16 protein-coding genes are annotated in these 18,074 nt (G+C 65.9%); 10 read left to right on the top strand and 6 right to left on the bottom strand.

Going from position 1 to position 18,074, the window contains the following annotated elements:
* Positions 1 to 2 precede the first annotated feature (2 nt).
* The 3 genes from purU to WHH00_RS17725 all read left to right on the top strand — a co-directional run bounded on the left by purU (position 3) and on the right by WHH00_RS17725 (position 3,844).
* The gene (gene purU, locus WHH00_RS17735) at positions 3 to 932 is read left to right on the top strand and encodes a formyltetrahydrofolate deformylase (RefSeq protein ID WP_406634855.1); all 930 of its coding nucleotides are present in this window, start codon (positions 3 to 5) and stop codon (positions 930 to 932) included.
* Positions 933 to 964: 32 nt separating this feature from the next.
* A complete protein-coding gene (locus WHH00_RS17730; RefSeq protein ID WP_406634853.1) occupies positions 965 to 3,472 on the top strand; it encodes an FAD-dependent oxidoreductase in 2,508 nt (835 codons plus the stop codon).
* 153 nt (positions 3,473 to 3,625) lie between these two features.
* Positions 3,626 to 3,844 carry a hypothetical protein gene (locus WHH00_RS17725; protein WP_406634851.1) on the top strand — a complete coding sequence of 73 codons (219 nt, stop codon included), beginning with the start codon at positions 3,626 to 3,628 and terminating at the stop codon, positions 3,842 to 3,844.
* Between the two features lie 91 nt (positions 3,845 to 3,935).
* Here the strand turns inward: WHH00_RS17725 and WHH00_RS17720 are convergent, their stop codons facing one another.
* The 3 genes from WHH00_RS17720 to WHH00_RS17710 form a co-directional block, all read right to left on the bottom strand.
* A complete protein-coding gene (locus WHH00_RS17720; protein ID WP_406634849.1) occupies positions 3,936 to 6,290 on the bottom strand; it encodes an FdhF/YdeP family oxidoreductase in 2,355 nt (784 codons plus the stop codon).
* Between the two features lie 139 nt (positions 6,291 to 6,429).
* Positions 6,430 to 7,047, bottom strand: a complete 618-nt coding sequence (locus WHH00_RS17715; RefSeq protein WP_406634847.1) for an MBL fold metallo-hydrolase — start codon at positions 7,045 to 7,047, stop codon at positions 6,430 to 6,432.
* The gene (locus tag WHH00_RS17710) at positions 7,047 to 8,132 is read right to left on the bottom strand and encodes an S-(hydroxymethyl)mycothiol dehydrogenase (protein ID WP_406634845.1); all 1,086 of its coding nucleotides are present in this window, start codon (positions 8,130 to 8,132) and stop codon (positions 7,047 to 7,049) included. The genes WHH00_RS17715 and WHH00_RS17710 overlap by 1 nt, the downstream gene beginning before the upstream one ends.
* 500 nt (positions 8,133 to 8,632) lie before the next feature.
* Between WHH00_RS17710 and WHH00_RS17705 the strand changes: the two genes are divergently transcribed.
* From WHH00_RS17705 to WHH00_RS17680, 6 genes are all read left to right on the top strand, one after another.
* Positions 8,633 to 9,994, top strand: a complete 1,362-nt coding sequence (locus WHH00_RS17705) for an MFS transporter (RefSeq protein ID WP_066273021.1) — start codon at positions 8,633 to 8,635, stop codon at positions 9,992 to 9,994.
* A 63-nt stretch (positions 9,995 to 10,057) separates the two neighbouring features.
* Positions 10,058 to 11,311, top strand: a complete 1,254-nt coding sequence (locus WHH00_RS17700; RefSeq protein ID WP_406634843.1) for an aminopeptidase P family protein — start codon at positions 10,058 to 10,060, stop codon at positions 11,309 to 11,311.
* 90 nt (positions 11,312 to 11,401) lie between these two features.
* Positions 11,402 to 12,211 (top strand): IclR family transcriptional regulator, encoded by an 810-nt coding sequence (locus WHH00_RS17695; RefSeq protein WP_406634841.1) that lies wholly within the window; start codon positions 11,402 to 11,404, stop codon positions 12,209 to 12,211.
* Between the two features lie 9 nt (positions 12,212 to 12,220).
* Positions 12,221 to 13,039, top strand: coding sequence for an HAD family hydrolase (locus tag WHH00_RS17690; protein WP_406634839.1), 819 nt, complete (start codon positions 12,221 to 12,223; stop codon positions 13,037 to 13,039).
* A 174-nt stretch (positions 13,040 to 13,213) separates the two neighbouring features.
* Positions 13,214 to 13,477, top strand: a complete 264-nt coding sequence (locus tag WHH00_RS17685) for a hypothetical protein (protein ID WP_406634838.1) — start codon at positions 13,214 to 13,216, stop codon at positions 13,475 to 13,477.
* A 39-nt stretch (positions 13,478 to 13,516) separates the two neighbouring features.
* Positions 13,517 to 14,320, top strand: a complete 804-nt coding sequence (locus WHH00_RS17680) for a glycerophosphodiester phosphodiesterase (protein WP_406634836.1) — start codon at positions 13,517 to 13,519, stop codon at positions 14,318 to 14,320.
* 43 nt (positions 14,321 to 14,363) lie between these two features.
* Here WHH00_RS17680 and WHH00_RS17675 read toward each other — a convergent pair whose 3' ends face one another.
* The gene (locus WHH00_RS17675; protein WP_406634834.1) at positions 14,364 to 14,831 is read right to left on the bottom strand and encodes a hypothetical protein; all 468 of its coding nucleotides are present in this window, start codon (positions 14,829 to 14,831) and stop codon (positions 14,364 to 14,366) included.
* A gap of 140 nt (positions 14,832 to 14,971) precedes the next feature.
* Here WHH00_RS17675 and WHH00_RS17670 point away from each other — a divergent pair, with 140 nt between their 5' ends.
* Positions 14,972 to 15,238 (top strand): DUF6480 family protein, encoded by a 267-nt coding sequence (locus WHH00_RS17670; protein WP_406634832.1) that lies wholly within the window; start codon positions 14,972 to 14,974, stop codon positions 15,236 to 15,238.
* Positions 15,239 to 15,296: 58 nt separating this feature from the next.
* On the opposite strand, the gene WHH00_RS17665 is transcribed toward WHH00_RS17670, so the two are convergent.
* Together WHH00_RS17665 and WHH00_RS17660 are read right to left on the bottom strand one after the other, a co-directional pair.
* A complete protein-coding gene (locus tag WHH00_RS17665; protein WP_406634830.1) occupies positions 15,297 to 16,358 on the bottom strand; it encodes an EAL domain-containing protein in 1,062 nt (353 codons plus the stop codon).
* A gap of 165 nt (positions 16,359 to 16,523) precedes the next feature.
* Positions 16,524 to 18,071, bottom strand: coding sequence for a putative bifunctional diguanylate cyclase/phosphodiesterase (locus WHH00_RS17660; protein ID WP_406634828.1), 1,548 nt, complete (start codon positions 18,069 to 18,071; stop codon positions 16,524 to 16,526).
* Positions 18,072 to 18,074 lie beyond the last annotated feature (3 nt).

The raw sequence follows: 18,074 nt of genomic DNA, 5'->3' as shown, positions 1-18,074 counted from the left end.
CCATGACCACAGTCCTCGAGGGCCGCCCCACTGCCAACGCGACGGTGGAAGCCGGCGCCGTCCCCAGCGTCCGCAGTACCGGCACCGCACAGTACGTCCTCACGCTTGCGTGCCCGGAGCGCCCCGGAATCGTCCGGGCGATCACCGCATTCCTCGCTGATCGCGGCTTCGACATCGTTGAACACCAGCAGTTCGATGACCACATGAGCGGCAAGCTCTACCTGCGCACGGCCTTCACCCCGGGAGACAAGGAAGTTTCCGCGGAAGGCCTTAGCGCAGAGTTCGCCGCGACTGCCGACGAGTTCGGCATGGAGTTCGCCATCCACGACGGCAGCCCCCAGCGCGTGCTGGTGATGGTGTCGAAGTTCGGCCACTGCCTCAACGACCTGATCTTCCGCTGGCGCGCCGGAAGCCTGGGTGCGGAGATCGCCGTCGTGGTGTCCAACCACGAGGACCTCCGCCCCATGGCGGAAGCCGCAGGCCTGCCGTTCATCCACGTGCCGGTCACCGCGGACACCAAGCCGCAGGCCGAGGCGCGCCTGCTGGAACTGGTTGAGGAGTACCAGGCGGACCTGGTGGTCCTGGCCCGCTACATGCAGGTGCTCTCGGACGGCCTCAGCAAGACCCTCCGAGGCCGCGCCATCAACATTCACCATTCCTTCCTGCCCGGGTTCAAGGGGGCCAAGCCTTACCACCAGGCCTACGACCGGGGCGTGAAGCTCATCGGAGCGACCGCGCACTATGTCACCGCAGACCTGGACGAGGGCCCGATCATCGAGCAGGAAGTGTTCAGGGTGGACCACAGCCTGGACCCGAATGCACTGGTCACTGTAGGCAGGGACGCCGAATCGCAGGCACTGTCCCGCGCAGTCAGGTGGCACTGCCAGCACCGGGTCCTGCTCAACAACACCCGCACCGTCGTCTTCCGCTAACGCCCGCCACGCAAAACAGGAGAAACAAACCCATGAGCGCATCACCACGCGTTGTCATCATCGGCGCCGGCATCGTCGGAACCAACCTTGCCGATGAACTCGCCACCCGGGGCTGGACCAACATCACAGTGGTGGAACAGGGCCCGCTGGAACTTGCCGGCGGCTCCACCTCGCACGCGCCGGGCCTGGTGTTCCAGAACAACCCGTCACGGACCATGACCGAATTCGCCACCTACACGGTGAACAAGCTGCTCGCCCTGAGCAAGGACGGCGAATCCTGCTTCAACCAGGTGGGCGGCCTGGAGCTGGCAACCACCGCCGAGCGCCTGGCAGACCTCAAGCGCAAGATGGGCGTAATGACCTCCTGGGGCGTCGAAAGCCGGATCGTCGACGCCGACGAATGCGAAAAGACTTACCCCCTCCTGAACACCGGCAAGCTCACCGACGGCCGCGAGGTCCTGGGCGGCCTGCTCATCCCCACCGACGGCCTGGCCCTGGCCGCCCGTGCGGTACAGCTGTTGATGGAGCGCTCCAGCGAGGCGGGCGTAACGTACCAGGGCAACACCACGGTGACCGGCATCGCCCAGGAGGGTGGCAAGGTGACCGGCGTCGAAACCGACAACGGACTGATTCCGGCGGACATCGTGGTGTCGTGTGCAGGTTTCTGGGGCCGTGAACTCGGCAAGATGGTGGGGCTGGAAGTCCCGCTGCTGCCGCTGGCCCACCAGTACGCCATCAGCACCCCGCTGCCCGAACTTGAGGGCGACAACGAACTCCCCAAGGGTGCCAGCAAGCCCATCCTGCGCTACCAGGACAGGGACCTGTACTACCGCGAATGGGGCGACCGCATCGGCATCGGCAGCTACGCCCACCGCCCCATGCCGGTGGACATGTCCGCCCTGCCGAAGGTCTCCGCAGAGGAAATGTCGGACCACCGCATGCCCTCCCGCCTGGAGTTCACCCTGGAAGACTTCCTGCCCGCGTGGGAGGACAGCCAGGATCTCCTTCCGGCCCTGCGCAACTCCGAGATCCAGGACGGCTTCAACGGCATCTTCTCCTTCACTCCGGACGGCGGCCCGCTCATGGGCGAGGCCCCGGACCTCCAAGGCCTCTTTGTGGCTGAGGCGGTGTGGGTGACGCACTCGGCCGGTGTGGCCAAGGCAATGGCTGAGCTGCTGGTGGAAGGCCGGTCGCGCACCGACCTGCACGGCTGCGAGCTCACCCGTTTCGAAAAGGTGCAGACCTCCGACGCTTATGTCAGCGAAACGTCACAGCAGAACTTCGTGGAGATCTACGACGTGATGCACCCGCTGCAGCCCCGGGAATCGCCGCGGGACCTGCGCGTCAGCCCGTTCAACGTCCGGCAGAAGGAGCTCGGGGCCTTCTTCCTGGAGTCCGCCGGCTGGGAGCGCCCGCACTGGTTCGAGGCCAACCGCGGCCTGCTTGAGGAGCTGCCGGCAGAGTGGCAGACGCCGGAGCGGGACGAGTGGTCAGCCATGTTCTCTTCCCCCATCTCCGCCGCCGAAGCGTGGAAGACGCGCACCGCCGTCGGGCTTTTCGACATGACGCCGCTGAAGCGGCTGTCTGTTGTGGGTCCCGGCGCCCAGGCGCTGCTGCACCGGCTCAGCACGGGCAACATTGCCAAGAAGCCGGGTGCGGTGACGTACTGCCTGTTGCTGGAGCACGACGGCGGCATCCGCAGTGACGTGACCGTCGCACGGCTGGCGGAGGAAGACTTCCAGCTGGGCGTTAACAGCAACGTGGACTTCGACTACCTGCGGGTGGAGGCCCGGAAGCAGTCGGCCGCGGATCCGGCCCAGTGGGTGCACGTTTCCGACATCACCGGCAGCACCTGCTGCATCGGGCTGTGGGGGCCGCTGGCGCGCGAGGTGATCGGCAAGGTCAGCGCCGACGACCTGACCAACGACGGCCTGAGGTACTTCCGCACCAAGGAAATCTCCGTTGGGGGCATCCCGGTCACGGCCATGCGGCTCTCCTACGTGGGCGAGCTCGGCTGGGAGCTGTACACCACCGCCGAATACGGGTTGAAGCTGTGGGACCTGCTGTTCGAGGCGGGCCGGGAACACGGCATCATCGCGGCCGGCCGCGGCGCGTTCAACAGCATGCGGCTGGAGAAGGGCTACCGGCTGTGGGGCACGGACATGACCTCCGAGCACCACCCGTACGAGTCCGGCCTGGGTTTCTCCGTGGCCAAGGACAAGACGGGCTTTGTGGGTTGTGAGGCCCTGGCTGAGCGCAAGGAGCAGCCTGCCACCCGGGCGCTGCGGTGCCTGACGGTCGACGACGGCACGTCCATCGTGCTGGGCAAGGAACCTGTGTACGTGGACGGTTCCGCAGCGGGTTACGTCACGAGCGCCGCCTACGGTTACTCCGTCCGCAAGCCGATCGCGTACGCGTGGCTGCCCGCCTCCGTGTCTATCGGTGATTCTGTGGAGATCGAGTACTTCGGGAAGCGCATTGCCGCCACAGTCTCGGCTGAGCCGCTGTTCGATCCGGGCATGGAGCGCCTCCGCGGATAGCGCTTCCTACCCCCGCGAGATGGCACTTAACCGCAATCCCGGCGCCGGACATTGCCATTAAGTGCCATCTCGCGGGTAGATCTGGCGGCTGCGGTCCTGGGTGTCCGGCGGCATAACCTTGCCTCGTCCTGCTCCTGGTGCTTGGCTGGAAGAATGGCTGACGAAGAAGTTTCCAAGAACGTTCCTTCAGACGAGCACCTGATGCAGGATGTCGCACCGGAATCCGGGGGAGAGCCCCAGGAGACGCCGGACAGCGGCTTTACGCCCGGACAGACTAACGCCGGTCAGCAGGTGGGAGGGCTCGCGTCCGCCAGCGGCTACGGTACGGACCTGGACCCCGAGGCTGAGCACGACGGCAACAACCCCGTCTAGGCACGCCCTGCCGTCTTGGGCTGCCGACGAGATGGCAGTTAACGGCAGTTCGAGCCTCCGGGATTGCCGTTAACTGCCATCTCGCGTCCTGTTATCCCGCCGCGGCAGGCTCCAGTTCTTCGGAAGACTCCTGGCCAGTGGTTTCCGCGAGGTGTGGCACGAACCGGACGAACATGGCCTTGAAGCCGGGGGTGTTGGACACCCTGGCCACGTTTTCCTTGTGGACCAGGGCGTTGGCTTCGGGGAAGTACGCGGCCGCGCAGCCCTTGGCCGTGGGGTAGGCCACCAGGCGGAACTTGTCCGCCTGCCGGTCGTGGCCGCGGAAGGTGCTGACCACGTCCACCAGGTCCCGGTCCTTGAAACCCAGTTCCACCAGGTCCTCCGGGTGGATCAAGATGACCCGGCGGCCGCCGGAGATGCCGCGGTACCGGTCATCGAGGCCGTAAAAGGTGGTGTTGTACTGGTCGTGGCTGCGGATGGTCTGGAGCACCAGGTGCCCGGCCGGCGGGGTGAGGTATTCCAGCGGGCTGACCGTGAAGCGGCCGCGGCCGATGTCGGTTTTGAAGGACCGGGTGTCGCGCGGCGGGTTGGGCAGCACGAATCCGTTCTTGGTCCGGACCCTGGCGTTGAAGTCCTCGAAGCCGGGCAGCACGCGGGAAATGTGGTCCCGGATCACGTCGTAGTCCTCGGCCATGGCCTTCCAGTCCACCGCATGGTTGGGGCCGAACGTCGCCTCGGCCATCCGCGCCACGATCACCGGCTCGGCGAGCAGGTGCTCGGAAACCGGGGCCAAGCGGCCCTGGGTGGAGTGCACCACGGACATCGAATCCTCAACCGAAAGAAACTGGGCGCCCTTGGGGTGCTTGTCATCCTTGTCCGTCCGGCCCAGGGTGGGCAGGATCAGTGAGGTGCGCCCGTGGACAACGTGTGAACGGTTGGGCTTGGTGGAGATGTGCACCGTCAGCCCGATCCGTTGCATCCCGGCTTCCAGGGTCTCCGTGTCTGAACAGGCCAGGGAGAAGTTGCCGCCCATGGACACAAAGACGTCCACCTCGTCCCGTTCGAACGCCTCCATCGATTCCACAGCGTCGTACCCGTGGTGCCGCGGCGAGGTGATCCCGAACTCGGTATCCAGCGCTTCCAGGAGCCATTCCTTGGGCTTTTCCCAGATGCCCATGGTCCGGTCGCCCTGGACGTTGGAGTGCCCGCGGACCGGACAGGCGCCGGCGCCCGGCTTGCCGAAGTTGCCCTGCAGGAGCAGGACGTTGACCATTTCCTTGATGGTGTCCACCGAGTGCGGCTGCTGCGTCACGCCCAGGGCCCAGCAGAAGATGGTGGCCTTGGATGCCACCAGCATGGAGGCAACTTTTTCGATCTGTTCCCGGGCCAGCCCCGTGGCCTTTTCGGTTTCGGCCCAGTCCAGCTCCCCGCGGGCCTCGCGGTAGGCGTCGAACCCGTCCGTCTGCGCCTGGATGAAGGAATGGTCGACGACGGTTCCCGTGTTCCGCTCTTCCTCCGCCAGGAGCAGGTGGCCCAGGGCCTGGAACAGCGCCAGGTCACCGCCCACCTTAATCTGCAGGTATTCGTCCGCCAGCGGGGTTCCGCCGCCCACCACGCCGGAGACGGTCTGGGGATCCTTGAAATTGAACAGGCCGGCCTCGGGCAGCGGGTTCACGGCCACCACCTTGCCGCCCTTGTCCTTGCACTCCTTCAGCGCGGACAGCATCCGCGGATGGTTGGTTCCCGGGTTCTGTCCCACCACGAAGATCAGCTCGGAATCATGGATGTCATCCAGTGACACCGTGCCCTTGCCTATGCCGATCGTCGGGTTCAGGGCAGAGCCGGAGGACTCGTGGCACATGTTCGAACAGTCCGGCAGGTTGTTGGTACCCAGCGCCCGCGCGAACAGCTGGTACATAAACGCTGTCTCGTTCGCGGTGCGCCCGGAGGTGTAGAAGACGCAGCGATCAGCCGTGGTGGCCCGCACGTGCTCGCCGATCAGGTCGAAGGCATCACCCCAGGAGATAGGTGAATAGTGCGTCTCACCTGCCCGGATCACTACGGGTTCACTCAGCCGGCCCTGGTTGCCAAGCCAGTACTCGGTCTTCGTGGAGAGCTCGGCGATGGAGTGCTTCGCCCAGAATTCGGCGCCGACGGTCCGGAGGGTGTTCTCCTCCGCCACGGCCTTGGCGCCGTTCTCGCAGAACTCCGCGGTCTTGCGCTTCTTGTCCGACTCCGGCCACGCGCAGCCGGGGCAGTCGAAACCGCCCCGCTGGTTCAGCCGCAGCAGCGAGTGCGCCGTGCGGGCCACGCCGGCCTGCGCCACGGCGCGTTCCAGTGCGACCATCACGGCCTTCACGCCCGCTGCCTCGGCCTTGGGCTTATGGACTTCGAGGTTGTCCTCGTCAATATCCGCAACCGGGGCGGGCTGCTTACCGAACTTCATTGTTCCAACTTCCTTACCGGCACAGATCCTGCTGGTGCCTGCTTTTACTGCCCTGCGAATGTACTGCTGCCCGCTGCGGCGCTACGGAGGCGCGCCAGGCATTCCCGGCGCGCCCCGCGCGAGTGGCTTGTGCCGCCGGCTACTGCGAAACCTTTGCCAGCGTTTCCTTTTCCGCCCCGATGGTGGTGTTGTCGCCGTGGCCGGTGCGGACCACGGTTTCGGGCGGAAGGGTGAGCAGGCGTTCCCGGATCGAGGCCAGGATGGTGGGGTAGTCGCTGTAGGACCGTCCGGTGGCGCCCGGGCCGCCGTTGAACAGTGTGTCCCCGGTGAAGACCGTTCCTTCGCTTTCCAGGTAGAAACAGGTGGAGCCGGGGGAGTGGCCGGGTGTATGGATGGCCCGCAGGACAGTCCCGCCCACCTCGAACACGTCGCCGTCGGCCAGTTCCCGGTCCGGACGCGCGTCCGGGTAAACCTGCTGCCAGAGGACCAGGTCCTCGGGGTTCAGGTAGATGGGGGCGTCTACGGCATCGGCAACTTCACGCGCAGCACCGATGTGGTCGTTGTGTGCGTGGGTCTGAAGGATGGCAAGGACCTTCCGGCCCCGGACCTGGTTGATGATCGCGGCGGCGTCGTGCGGGGAGTCGATAATCACGCACTCCTCGTCATTGCCTACGATCCAGACGTTGTTGTCCACGTCCCAGGTGCCGCCGTCGAGCGAAAAAGTGCCCGAGGTGACCAGGTTCTCGATGGCGACCATTAGAGCTCCACCACCGAACGAAGCACCTTGCCCTCGTGCATCTTGTCGAAGGCTTCCTCCACCTGGTCGATGGTAATGCGCTCCGAGACGAAGGCGTCAAGGTCCAGGTTGCCCTGCTTGTAGTGCGCCACGAGCATGGGGAAGTCGCGGGATGGCAGGCAGTCCCCGTACCAGGAAGACTTGAGCGAGCCGCCTCGGCCGAAGACGTCCAGCAGCGGCAGTTCCAGCGTCATCTCCGGCGTCGGGACGCCCACCAGGACCACGCGTCCGGCGAGGTCGCGGGCGTAGAACGCCTGCTTGTAGGTTTCGGGACGGCCGACGGCGTCAATCACCACGTCCGCTCCGTTGCCTCCGGTGAGGGCGCGGATGGCCTCGATGGGGTCCTCTTTGCTGGAGTCGATGCCGTGGGTGGCGCCGAGGGACTTGGCCATGTCCACCTTGTTGGCGTCGATGTCCACGGCGATGATCGTGGTGGCCCCGGCGAGCTTGGCGCCGGCGATCGCGGCGATACCTACACCGCCGCAGCCGATCACCGCGACGGACTCTCCGCGCTTGACCTCGCCGGTGTTGATGGCGGCACCGATGCCGGCCATCACCCCGCAGCCCAGCAGCCCGACGGCCGCAGCATCAGCCTCGGGGTCCACCTTGGTGCACTGCCCGGCGGCAACGAGGGTTTTCTCGGCGAAGGCCCCGATACCAAGAGCGGGAGAGAGTTCGGTGCCGTCTTCCAGGGTCATTTTCTGGGTGGCGTTGGCGGTGTTGAAGCAGTACTGCGGCTGGCCCTTGGCGCAGGCGCGGCATTCACCGCATACGGCACGCCAGTTCAGGATCACGCGGTCACCGGGGGCGATGGAGGTAACGCCGTCGCCTACGGCGCTGACAACACCGGTGGCTTCATGGCCCAGCAGGAAGGGGAAGTCATCGTTGATGGCGCCCTGCTTGTAGTGCAGGTCCGTGTGGCACACACCGCACGTCAGGATGTCCACGAGGGCTTCGCCCGGGCCCGGATCCGGCACCAAAATGGTCTCCACTGACACCGGAGCGTTCTTTTCCTTGGCGATGACTGCCTTGACTTTATGAACCATGGTTCCTGTGTTCCTTTCGTTGGCCGGACAAAGATCCCGGCCCGACTATCAAGTCTAGAAGCTGCGGCCCCTCCGGGGGATACCCAAATGGGCGGGTGCCGGGCAACCAAACGGGTGGTCGCGCCACGCGAGCTCCTCCTCCTCAGTGCCACTAATTGCGTAATGCACAACATGATGCGCATAGCGCTTACTCGAAATATGTCAGTCGCCATAGGGGGTGTCAATAGACCGCCCGCGCGCAGTGGGCGTAAAGCGACAGCACGCCGAGGGGGATTGGAATGCTGGCGCAACCCTATTGCATCTGCAACAACTGTAGCGAGCCGGTGTGTATGCCGCTCCACGTGCCGCGCAGGCCTGGGTCAGAGGAGAGGGTTGCACACCGTCCCGTTGGGAAATCGAAAAAGTACCCGCTCCGCAACCATTGACCGTGGCGGCCATCACACCTTAGTCTGTTGCAACAGCGTTGCGCTGAATGCAACCACAAACACTTTGGTGGATACATGAGTAACGAAACTTCCTCCCCATCCCGCCGCAGCTCCCCGGGCGGCACCCTGAGTGATCCGCGCCCCGCCCCTGCCGACAACGCCGTCAGCAAGGAAACCAGGCGCCGGGTCATCGCTGCCAGCTTCATCGGCAACTTCGTTGAATGGTTCGACTACGCCGTCTATGGCTACCTGGCCGTCACCATCGCAACCGTCTTCTTCCCGGAATCCGATCCGCAAACCGGGCTGCTGCTGACCTTCGCCCTTTTTGCCATCTCGTTCCTGGTACGCCCGCTCGGCGGATTCATCTGGGGCCACATCGGCGACAGGGTGGGCCGGCGGACAGCCCTCTCCCTGTCAATCCTCATCATGTCCGGAGCGACATTCTGCATAGCCCTGATCCCGGGCTACGACACGATCGGCATCTGGGCGCCCGTCCTGCTCCTGATTATCAGGGTGGTCCAGGGCTTCTCTGCCTCCGGCGAATACGCCGGCGCCTCGGCCTTCCTGGTGGAGTATGCCCCCGCCAACCGCCGCGGCCTCTACGCCGCCGTGGTCCCCGCCAGCACCGCCGCCGGCCTGCTCCTCGGTTCACTCATGGCCGGCCTGCTGACTACCTTGCTCTCCACCGACGCGATGCAGAGCTGGGGCTGGCGGCTGCCCTTCCTGTTGGCGGCCCCCATGGGCCTGATCGGCCGGTACATCCGGACCAAGCTCGAGGACACCCCCGTGTTCCGGGAACTCGCCGCAGAGGACCACGCCGTCAAGGCCCCTGTCTCCAGCCTCTTCCGCAACCACTGGCGGCAGCTGCTGCAGGCCGTCGGCGCCGTGCTGCTCAACGCCGTCGGCTTCTACGTGATCCTCAGCTACATGCCCACGTACCTGTCCTCTGAACTGGGCCTGGGCGAAACTGAATCATTCCTGGCCACCACCATCGCCCTGATCACCTACATCGGCTTCATCTTCCTCACCGGCATGCTCTCGGACCGGTACGGGCGCAAGAAGGTGCTCATCAGCGCGTCGGTTGCCTTTATTGTCCTGACGGTCCCGGCCTTCGCACTGCTCGGAACCGGCAACTTCCTGGTCATCGTCCTGGTCCAGATCCTGCTGGGCGCCATGCTCACCCTCAACGACGGCACGCTCCCCAGCTTCCTGGCGGAAATGTTCCCCACCCGGGTCCGCTACAGCGGCTTTGCGGTCAGCTTCAACCTTTCCAACGCCCTGTTCGGCGGCACCGCCCCGTTCATGGCAACGCTCCTCATCGCCGCAACCGCAAGCGACCTGGCACCGGCCTGGTACCTGGTGGCGGCCGCCGTCGTCTCCCTCATCGCCGTGTCCCTCTCCAGGGAAACCTGCAAAGAGCCCCTGCGGCACGAATAGCTTCCCTCCCAAAACCAAACCAACCGCACCTCAAGAAATGCATTAGAGAAAGGCATCGCCACGATGACCATCACCACCGAGAACGCCACCACCATCGCCGAACTCGAGCGCACCAAGATCCTCAAGAACGGCGAGAAGGTCAGCCTCACGTTCTCCGACACCGAGTTCGAGCGCCGCCTGGCCGGCCTGCGCCGCATCATGGGGGAGAAGGACCTGGACGCCGTCGTCCTCACCAGCTACCACTCCATCAAGTACTACTCCGACTTCCTCTTCACCACCTTCGGACGCTCCTACGGCATGGTGGTCACCAAGGATGACACCGTCACCGTTACCGCCAATATCGACGCCGGCATGCCTTGGCGCCGCAGCTACGGCGACAACATCGTCTACACGGACTGGCGCCGCGACAACTACATCTTCGCCATCCAGGAAGTCCTGCGGACCCGCGGTATCAACCCCCGCCGCCTCGGCGTCGAGGACGACTCGCTGCCGCTGGACAACCGCAACAAGATCCAGGCGGCCTTTCCGTCCGCCACCCTGGTGGACGTGGCCCAGGCAGCCATGCGCCAGCGCATGATCAAGTCCGCCGAGGAAATCGAAGTCATCAAGCACGGCGCCCGCATCGGTGACCTGGGCGGCGAAGCCATCCGCAACGCCATCACCGCGGGGATCACCGAGTACGAGGTTGCGCTGATCGGCACCGAGGCGATGGTCCACGAGATCGCCCGGACCTTCCCCGACTCAGAGATCCGCGACACCTGGGTGTGGTTCCAGTCCGGAATCAACACCGACGGCGCCCACAACTGGGCCACCACCCGCAAGATCCAGGAACACGACATCCTGTCCCTGAACTGCTTCCCCATGACCTCCGGCTACTACACGGCGCTGGAGCGGACGCTGTTCTACGGTGAACCGGATGCCCGTTCACTTGAACTGTGGAACATCAACGTGGAGGTCCACAAGCGCGGCCTGGAGCTGATCAGGCCCGGCGCCGTCTGCAAGGACATCGCCGCTGAGCTCAACGAGATCTACGTGGGCTACGGGCTCCTGGCCAACCGCACGTTCGGCTACGGCCACTCGTTCGGCGTCCTGAGCCACTACTACGGCCGCGAAGCCGGCCTTGAGCTCCGCGAGGACATCGATACGGTGCTGGAGCCGGGCATGGTGGTCTCCATGGAACCGATGATCACCGTCCTGGACGGCCAGCCAGGCGCCGGCGGCTACCGCGAGCACGACATCCTGGTGGTGGGCGAGGACGGCGCGGAGAACATCACCAAGTTCCCGTTCGGCCCCGAGCACAACATCATCGGCGCGTAATCTCCTCCCCGGCGTCAACGAACACCCGGAAGCGGCGCCATCCCCCTGGCGCCGCTTCCGGCCCTCCCTTAGGGAATGATGGGTAACACCATGAGTGCAACAGAACCCGAGACCACAGGCAACGGCGACAGCAAGGGCGCTTCGGTCATCGTCAACGCGATTGCGGTCCTCCGGACTTTCACGGCGGACGAGCCCCTTCTCGGCGTCACCGAGATCGCCAACCGCGTGGGGCTGCACAAGAGCACGGTCTCAAGGATCCTGGCCACCTTCGAGACGGAGCACCTGGTGGAGCGGGACGCCGAAACGCGGCGGTTCCGGCTCGGGCTGGGACTGATTGCCGTCGCCGGGCCGCTCCTCGCCGAGCTTGAGGAGCGCCGGGTTGCCTATCCCGTACTCCGCGAACTGTCGGAGCAGACCGGCGAAACAAGCGCACTGATGGTGTGGAGCGGTGATGAATCCATTTGCGTGGAGCAGATCGCCAGCCACCACCAGATCAAGCACACCACTCCGCTGGGAGCCCGGTACAACGACGCCCTCAGCGCCTCCGTCCAGGTGTTCCTTGCCCGCGAACCCGAGCCGCGGGTCCGCTCGCTCCTCAGCAGCGGGGCCATCAGCTACCCGGGCCTGGACGACTCCAGCCTGGACGCCTACCTGGTCCGGCTGAAAGACGACATCCGGCGCGGCTGGGCCGTCAACTACGGCGAAACCTCCATCGACGAGGTGGGTCTGGCAGCTCCCGTCTTTGACCACCGGGGCGAGGTGGTTGCCGCCGTCCTGATCCCGGCACCCCGGTTCCGGGTGTCCCAGGACAGGCTGCAGGCATTGGGGGAGGCCTGCGCCGCCGCCGCAGCGAAGGTCACCGCCCGGCTGGGTGGGAGGGTGCGCGGGCCCGCAACGTAGACTGGCAGGATGCGGCTGGTAGCAAGCGATATAGACGGAACGATCCTCGGCCATGATGGCAAAATCAGTGACCGCACCGTCCGTGCCTTCCACGCCTGCCGGGATGCCGGCGTCGAACTCGTTTTTGTCACTGGCCGCCCGCCGCGCTGGCTGCACCCCCTGCAGGACCAGCTGGGCCACACCGGCACTGTCATCTGCTCCAACGGCGCCGTGGTCTGGGACCTTGAGGCTGACAAGCTGGTCTCCGCCCGGACGCTGACCCTCGACGCGGTCCTGGAAGTCCGCCGCGTCATCAAACGGCTGCGCCCCGCAGCGCTGTTCGCCGCCGAGACGCTCGGGGGGTTCCACCTTGAACCCGGGTTCATCGAAAACGGCTCCAGCGAACTGCTCTCCGAATTCACGCCGGCGCCGCTGGCGGAAACGCTGGTCAAAGACGACGCCGTGGTGAAGTTCCTCGCAATCGTCCGCGAAGGCACCGCCGACGACTTCCTCGCCGAAGTGGCCCCCGCCGTCGAACATCTCGCCTCCGCCACCCATTCCTCACCCGGGGTGTCCATGCTCGAGCTCGCCCTGCCCGGGGTCAACAAGGCCGTCACCCTGGCCGAGTACGCCTCCGCCCTGGGCATCGGCGCCGAGGACGTGGTGGCGTTCGGGGACATGCCCAACGACATCGAGATGCTCCGCTGGGCCGGGCACGGCTACGCCATGGCCAGCGGGCATCCGGAAGCCATTCGTGCGGCCGGGCAGCAGGCGCCGCATTTCGACGACGACGGCGTGGCCCAGGTTCTGGAATCACGGCTGGCCTCGCTGGGCGTGCGGCTTTCCTGATCCCGGCGCCGGACTTCCCCGCCCAGGTGCCGCACTTCCCCCTAGGTGCGCCGGACATTGCCCCGTTTTCACAGCTGGCGCTCACCTCACGTTCACCTTCGCTCCCTAACGTTGGTGATGGAGGGCCCAACCCCTCCATCCCGGCTCAAGGGGTAACAGGCTCGAGGGGTAACAATGGCAAGAAAAACCAGGCTTGCAACCGCTGACGCGCCGCGCCAGGCGACGCCCGCGCCGCACTGGAAGAAGCTCAGGCAGGGCGACCGCGTCCGCGTCCTCTTCGCCCCCGGATTCGAGGCCGGCGGGCTGGTCGATGCAGTCACCGCTGACCACTCCGCGGTGTGGATCGATTTCGACGGCGGCCGCGGCCGGGCGTTGCTGCACTGCAGCGACGGCGTGGACATCGTTCTTCAAGAAGACGCAGTCACGCACGGGGACTGACGCTGACCCGGCCTGCTTCGGCAGGGGTACGCTCGCAGTGTGAGCCTCCCGTTCTTTGACCATGCCGCCGCGGACGGGTCCCCGATACCCATCGCGATGGCGCACCGCGGCTTTTCACGGGACGGCCTGGAAAATTCCATGGCCGCGTTCCGCGCCGCCGTCGACCTCGGCTACCGCTACCTCGAGACCGATGTCCACACCACAGCCGACGGCGTAGTGCTCCTCTTCCACGATGAAACGCTGGACCGCGTGACCGACGGCAGCGGGAAGGTATCCGAGCTCCCCGCCCACGAGGTGGCTAACGCGCGCATCGGCGGACGTGAGCCTATCCCGCGGTTGGACGAGCTGCTTGCGGAGTTGCCCGGGGTCCGGCTCAACGTGGACGTCAAGGACTGGAACTCCGTCCGCAGCATCGCGGCCGGAATCGAAAAACACCAGGTGCACCACCGGGTGTTGCTGACGAGCTTCTCGGACCGCCGGCGGCGGGCGGTGCTGAAGTTGCTGAGCCAGCCGGTGGCGGCATCGGCCGGTGTGGTGTCGGTGGGTTTGTTCACCCTGCTGGGCCGCCTGCTCCCCGGGCCGGTCTTCAGGTGGAGCATGCGCTGGAACCTTCGCGGAGTCCACGCCCTGCAGGTTCCGGTGCGCTACGGCCGGGTGCACGTGGTGACACCCGGCTTTGTCCGGCGGGCCCACGCCCTGGGCCTCGTGGTGCACGTCTGGACCATCAACGATCCGGAGGAGATGCGCCGGCTCCTGGAGCTGGGCGTGGACGGGCTGGTCACCGACCGCGCGGACCTGCTCCGCGAGGTGCTGCTTGAACGCGGAGAGTGGCCGCGCGGCTGACGGCGCCAGCCGCGCTGACTACTCCCCGGATCGCGCGCCGCTCCTAGCCGCGGCCGGTGCTGGTGGACGGGTCCTGGTCGCCTTCGGACGGGTCGGCCCGCAACTCGTCAGGGTTGGACTCCGGCAGGCCTCCTGAGCCCGGGACGCCGCGGTGGGAAGCGGGAGAGCCGCCCGGTGCCTGCGCGCCGCCGGCGGGGCCGCCGTCGTCGTCCTGGCCTGCACTGCTGTTTCCAGCGGCGGCCGGGCCGCCACCCTCCCCATCCGACTCCACGTCCCCGCCAAAGGGGGACTCGGAGACCGGGCCCGGAGCAGCTCCGGTCTTGAGCCCCGGGGCTTTCTGCTTCTCCGCCTCCATGGCATTGGAGCCCTCGCTGATGGACGAGTGGACCTCCACGTCATCATTCGGGTCGGTGGGCTCAGGAACATGCGCTGACTCTGTGGGCTTTGATGTACCCGCCAGATCCTCCATGGCGTTTTCTGCTGCCTTGCCGATGCTGTCGCCGATACCCATGTGACTGCTCCTTCTCGCGTCGCGTGCCGGGCGCCCCAGCGGATGCCCGGAGCATTACCCTTCCAGAATTATCAGCATGCTTACAATTAGTCCAGAGCCGGGGCAAGGAACCGCGGCCGGGCAGGAAGGACGCAAGCACCATGAGCAGCTACCATCCCGAAAATGATCCAGCAAACCCGGACCAGCCGGGCAAGACCCCGCCTGCCGGTGCCAGGGAAGGCGTGAGCCAGCCAACTGCCGGCCGGCCCGGCGGCGCCGGTCAGGGCGGGAAAGACTCTGCCGGCTCGTCGAATCCGGATCCCGCCGAGGGCAATATCACGGGCCTGGAACCGGGCGGGGGAGTACCTCCGGGCGAGACGCCTCCGGCAGAAGACCAGATGAGCGGCGACCAGGGCCACAGCGAATAGCACCAGCGGCGGCTGGTCCTCCGGATGTCCTCCGGAGGGCGCCGGCCCCGCTGGCGGGTCAGTGCGATTCGTTGGCCACCGAAGGTTCGCCGGCCTGTCCGCTTCCCGCAAGGTGGCGGTTGAGCCCGTCCACGTCCAGGCGACCGTTCCAGCTGGCCCAGTCTATGGGCCGGACAGAAGGCCTGCCCAGGAGGTAGCCCTGCCCTGCGCTGATGCCGAGCTCGGTGAGGACTTTGAGTTCCCCTGCGGTTTCTACGCCTTCGGCGACAAGGGTGGTGCCGATCTGCTCCGCGAAGTCCACCAGGCAGGCGGCCAGGGCGCGCTGGATGCCGTCATTGTCCACATCGCCGATCACGTTCCGGCCCAGTTTCAGGAAGTCCGGCCGGAGGTGCACCATCCGGCTCAGTGCCCCCGCCCCTGAGTGGGTGTCGTCCACGGCGATCCTCAGGCCCCGGTCCCGCAGCGGGTTGATGGCGGAAATGAACTGCGGGTATTCCTCGTCCTTGACGGTCTCCGTCATTTCGAGCACTACCCGGTCAATGGGCAGGTCGATGTGATCGAACAATTCAGGCAGGCGGGGGTCCAGGCAGGAAGCGGGCGAGATATTGAGGGACACGAACAGGTTCCCGGGAAGCGACTTCGCCGCGGCGGCCGCAGATCCCAGTGCGGCGAATTCCAGGTTCGCGCCCAGGCCGACGGCGGCGGCCTCGGCAAACCACAGTTCCGCGGCAGCGCCGTCATCGCTGACGAACCGGGACAACGCCTCGACTCCCACCACGCTTTTTTCTGCCAGGCCATAGATTGGCTGGAAGGCGGTCATGAGCATCTGGCTTTCGAGCAGCGCGCTGATGCGTGACATGCTGCGGATCGCGTCGATTTGCTCTGCCACTTTCGGCGGGACTGCGGGGGTAATCCGCATTTCCCGGGCGCTCTCCAGCGTTTCCGCGGTATTGGCGTCGCTGCGCCGCGTCTCCAGGAGATATTCGAGCAGCGCCCGTTCCGGCACTCCCGGATTTTCATCCAGGCTGTTGCTCAGCCGCTGCCGGACAGCCTCTCCGGACGGATCAGTATCCGCCAGCACAGCGGCAATAATTCCCCATGCTTGTGTACGAACCGACATTAGCTACGCCCCCAGTTGACGAAGTAATGACCCAGTGGCCCCGATGTTGTTCAATTTCCAAACGCCTTTTAATTCCGGTGTCCATGCTGAAACCTGATTTTCGCGGCGACGAAAACCAGACACCGCACGATGATCGTATATCGCGGGAAACAAAAGCGCAGTACTTTACCCCTGCTGGGCCGGGCTTTCAGCCTGGGCCGCCAGCAATTCCGGAATTTGCCCGGGCGGGACGGGCCTGCTGAAGAAATAGCCCTGCGCGCTGAGGCAGCCCAGGCCGCGAAGGAGTTCGGCCTGCTCTGCCGTTTCCACGCCTTCCCATACGGCCTCGAGTCCGCAGGCCCTGACCAGTTGCAGGACCGCTGCCACCAGTGCGGGCTGGGTCGGATCGGTTCCCAGGCCAGTGATGAGGGACCGGTCCACTTTGACCCGGTCCACCGGAAGCCGGCGCAAATAACTGATGGACGAGTAACCGGTGCCAAAATCGTCGATCTCGATGCCCACACCCAGTCCCCGGAGACCGCCCAGCGAATAGCGGTCCAGTTCGTTCCCTTTGACGATTGCCACTTCCGTCAGCTCCAGCACCACCTGCTCGGGCCTTACGCCGGTTTCCTTCAGGACATTCCTGACGTCCTCGATGAACTGCAGGCTCTGCAGGTCCGTGGCCGAGATATTGATCCGGACGGAGAACCGGCTGTCCACCAGCCCTGCGTCGATCCAGTCGCGGAGCTGGTGCACCGCGGCCCGGAGCACCCACAGCCCCAGCTCGGAGATCAGGCCGGCCTCTTCGGCGAGGGGAATGAACTCATCGGGCATGATGAAGCCGCGGGTGGGGTGGTTCCAGCGGACCAGGGCCTCCACGCCTTCGATCCGTCCGGTAGCCAGCTCCACCACGGGCTGGTAGTAGAGGGTCAGGCCGCCGTCCTTGAGGGTGGCACGCAGGTCCTCCACCAGCTGGCTGCGAAGCCTGCGGACCAGCAGGAGCCCGGGTTCGAAGCGGTGCAGCCGGTTCTGGCCTTCCGCCTTTGAGGCATACATGGCGACGTCGGCTTCCATCAGCATGTCCTCGGGGGTCTTGCCGGCACCGCCTGCGCTGAGCCCGATGCTCGCACCGCAGCGCACGCTGCGGCCGGGCAGCTCCACCGGCTGTCCCAGCGCCGCCAGGATGCGATGCCCTACGATGCCCGCCTGGTCCGGGGACGCCGCGGGCAGGACGATGGCGAACTCGTCGCCGCCCAGGCGGGCAACGACGTCGGATTCACGGACGGCGCTGCGGATCCTTTCTCCCACGGTCACCAGGACGTGGTCGCCGGCGGTGTGGCCCAGGCTGTCGTTGATGGATTTGAAGGCGTCCAGGTCCATCAGCAGGAGGGCCGGGCCCTCCCCGGACTGGGGATTGGCGTCCGCCTCCAATGCGCCCTTCAGCGCGTCGATCAGGGCGGAGCGGTTTGCCAGGCCCGTGAGCGGGTCCTGCATGGCCATCTTCTGCATTTCCAGGTGGGCTTCGTGCAGGAGCTGGGTCCGCACCTGCACGCGCTGCTCGAGCTCTTCGTAGATGATCTGAAGGTCCTCGGCGAGCAGGTTGGTGCCCATGATGATCGCGTCGAGTTCATCGCGCGCGGGGGACACTTCGATCCGGGAGGTCAGGTCGCCGGATGCCAGGCGCACAATGCCTTCCAGGAGCTGGGAGAGCCGCGGGTCGTTATCCGCAAACATTCT

This window comes from Pseudarthrobacter quantipunctorum (genome assembly GCF_045291495.1).
Classification (GTDB): Bacteria; Actinomycetota; Actinomycetes; order Actinomycetales; family Micrococcaceae; genus Arthrobacter; species Arthrobacter quantipunctorum.
Note: the sequence above shows the minus strand (reverse complement) of the source record. Positions and strands in the feature narration are given on the sequence as shown.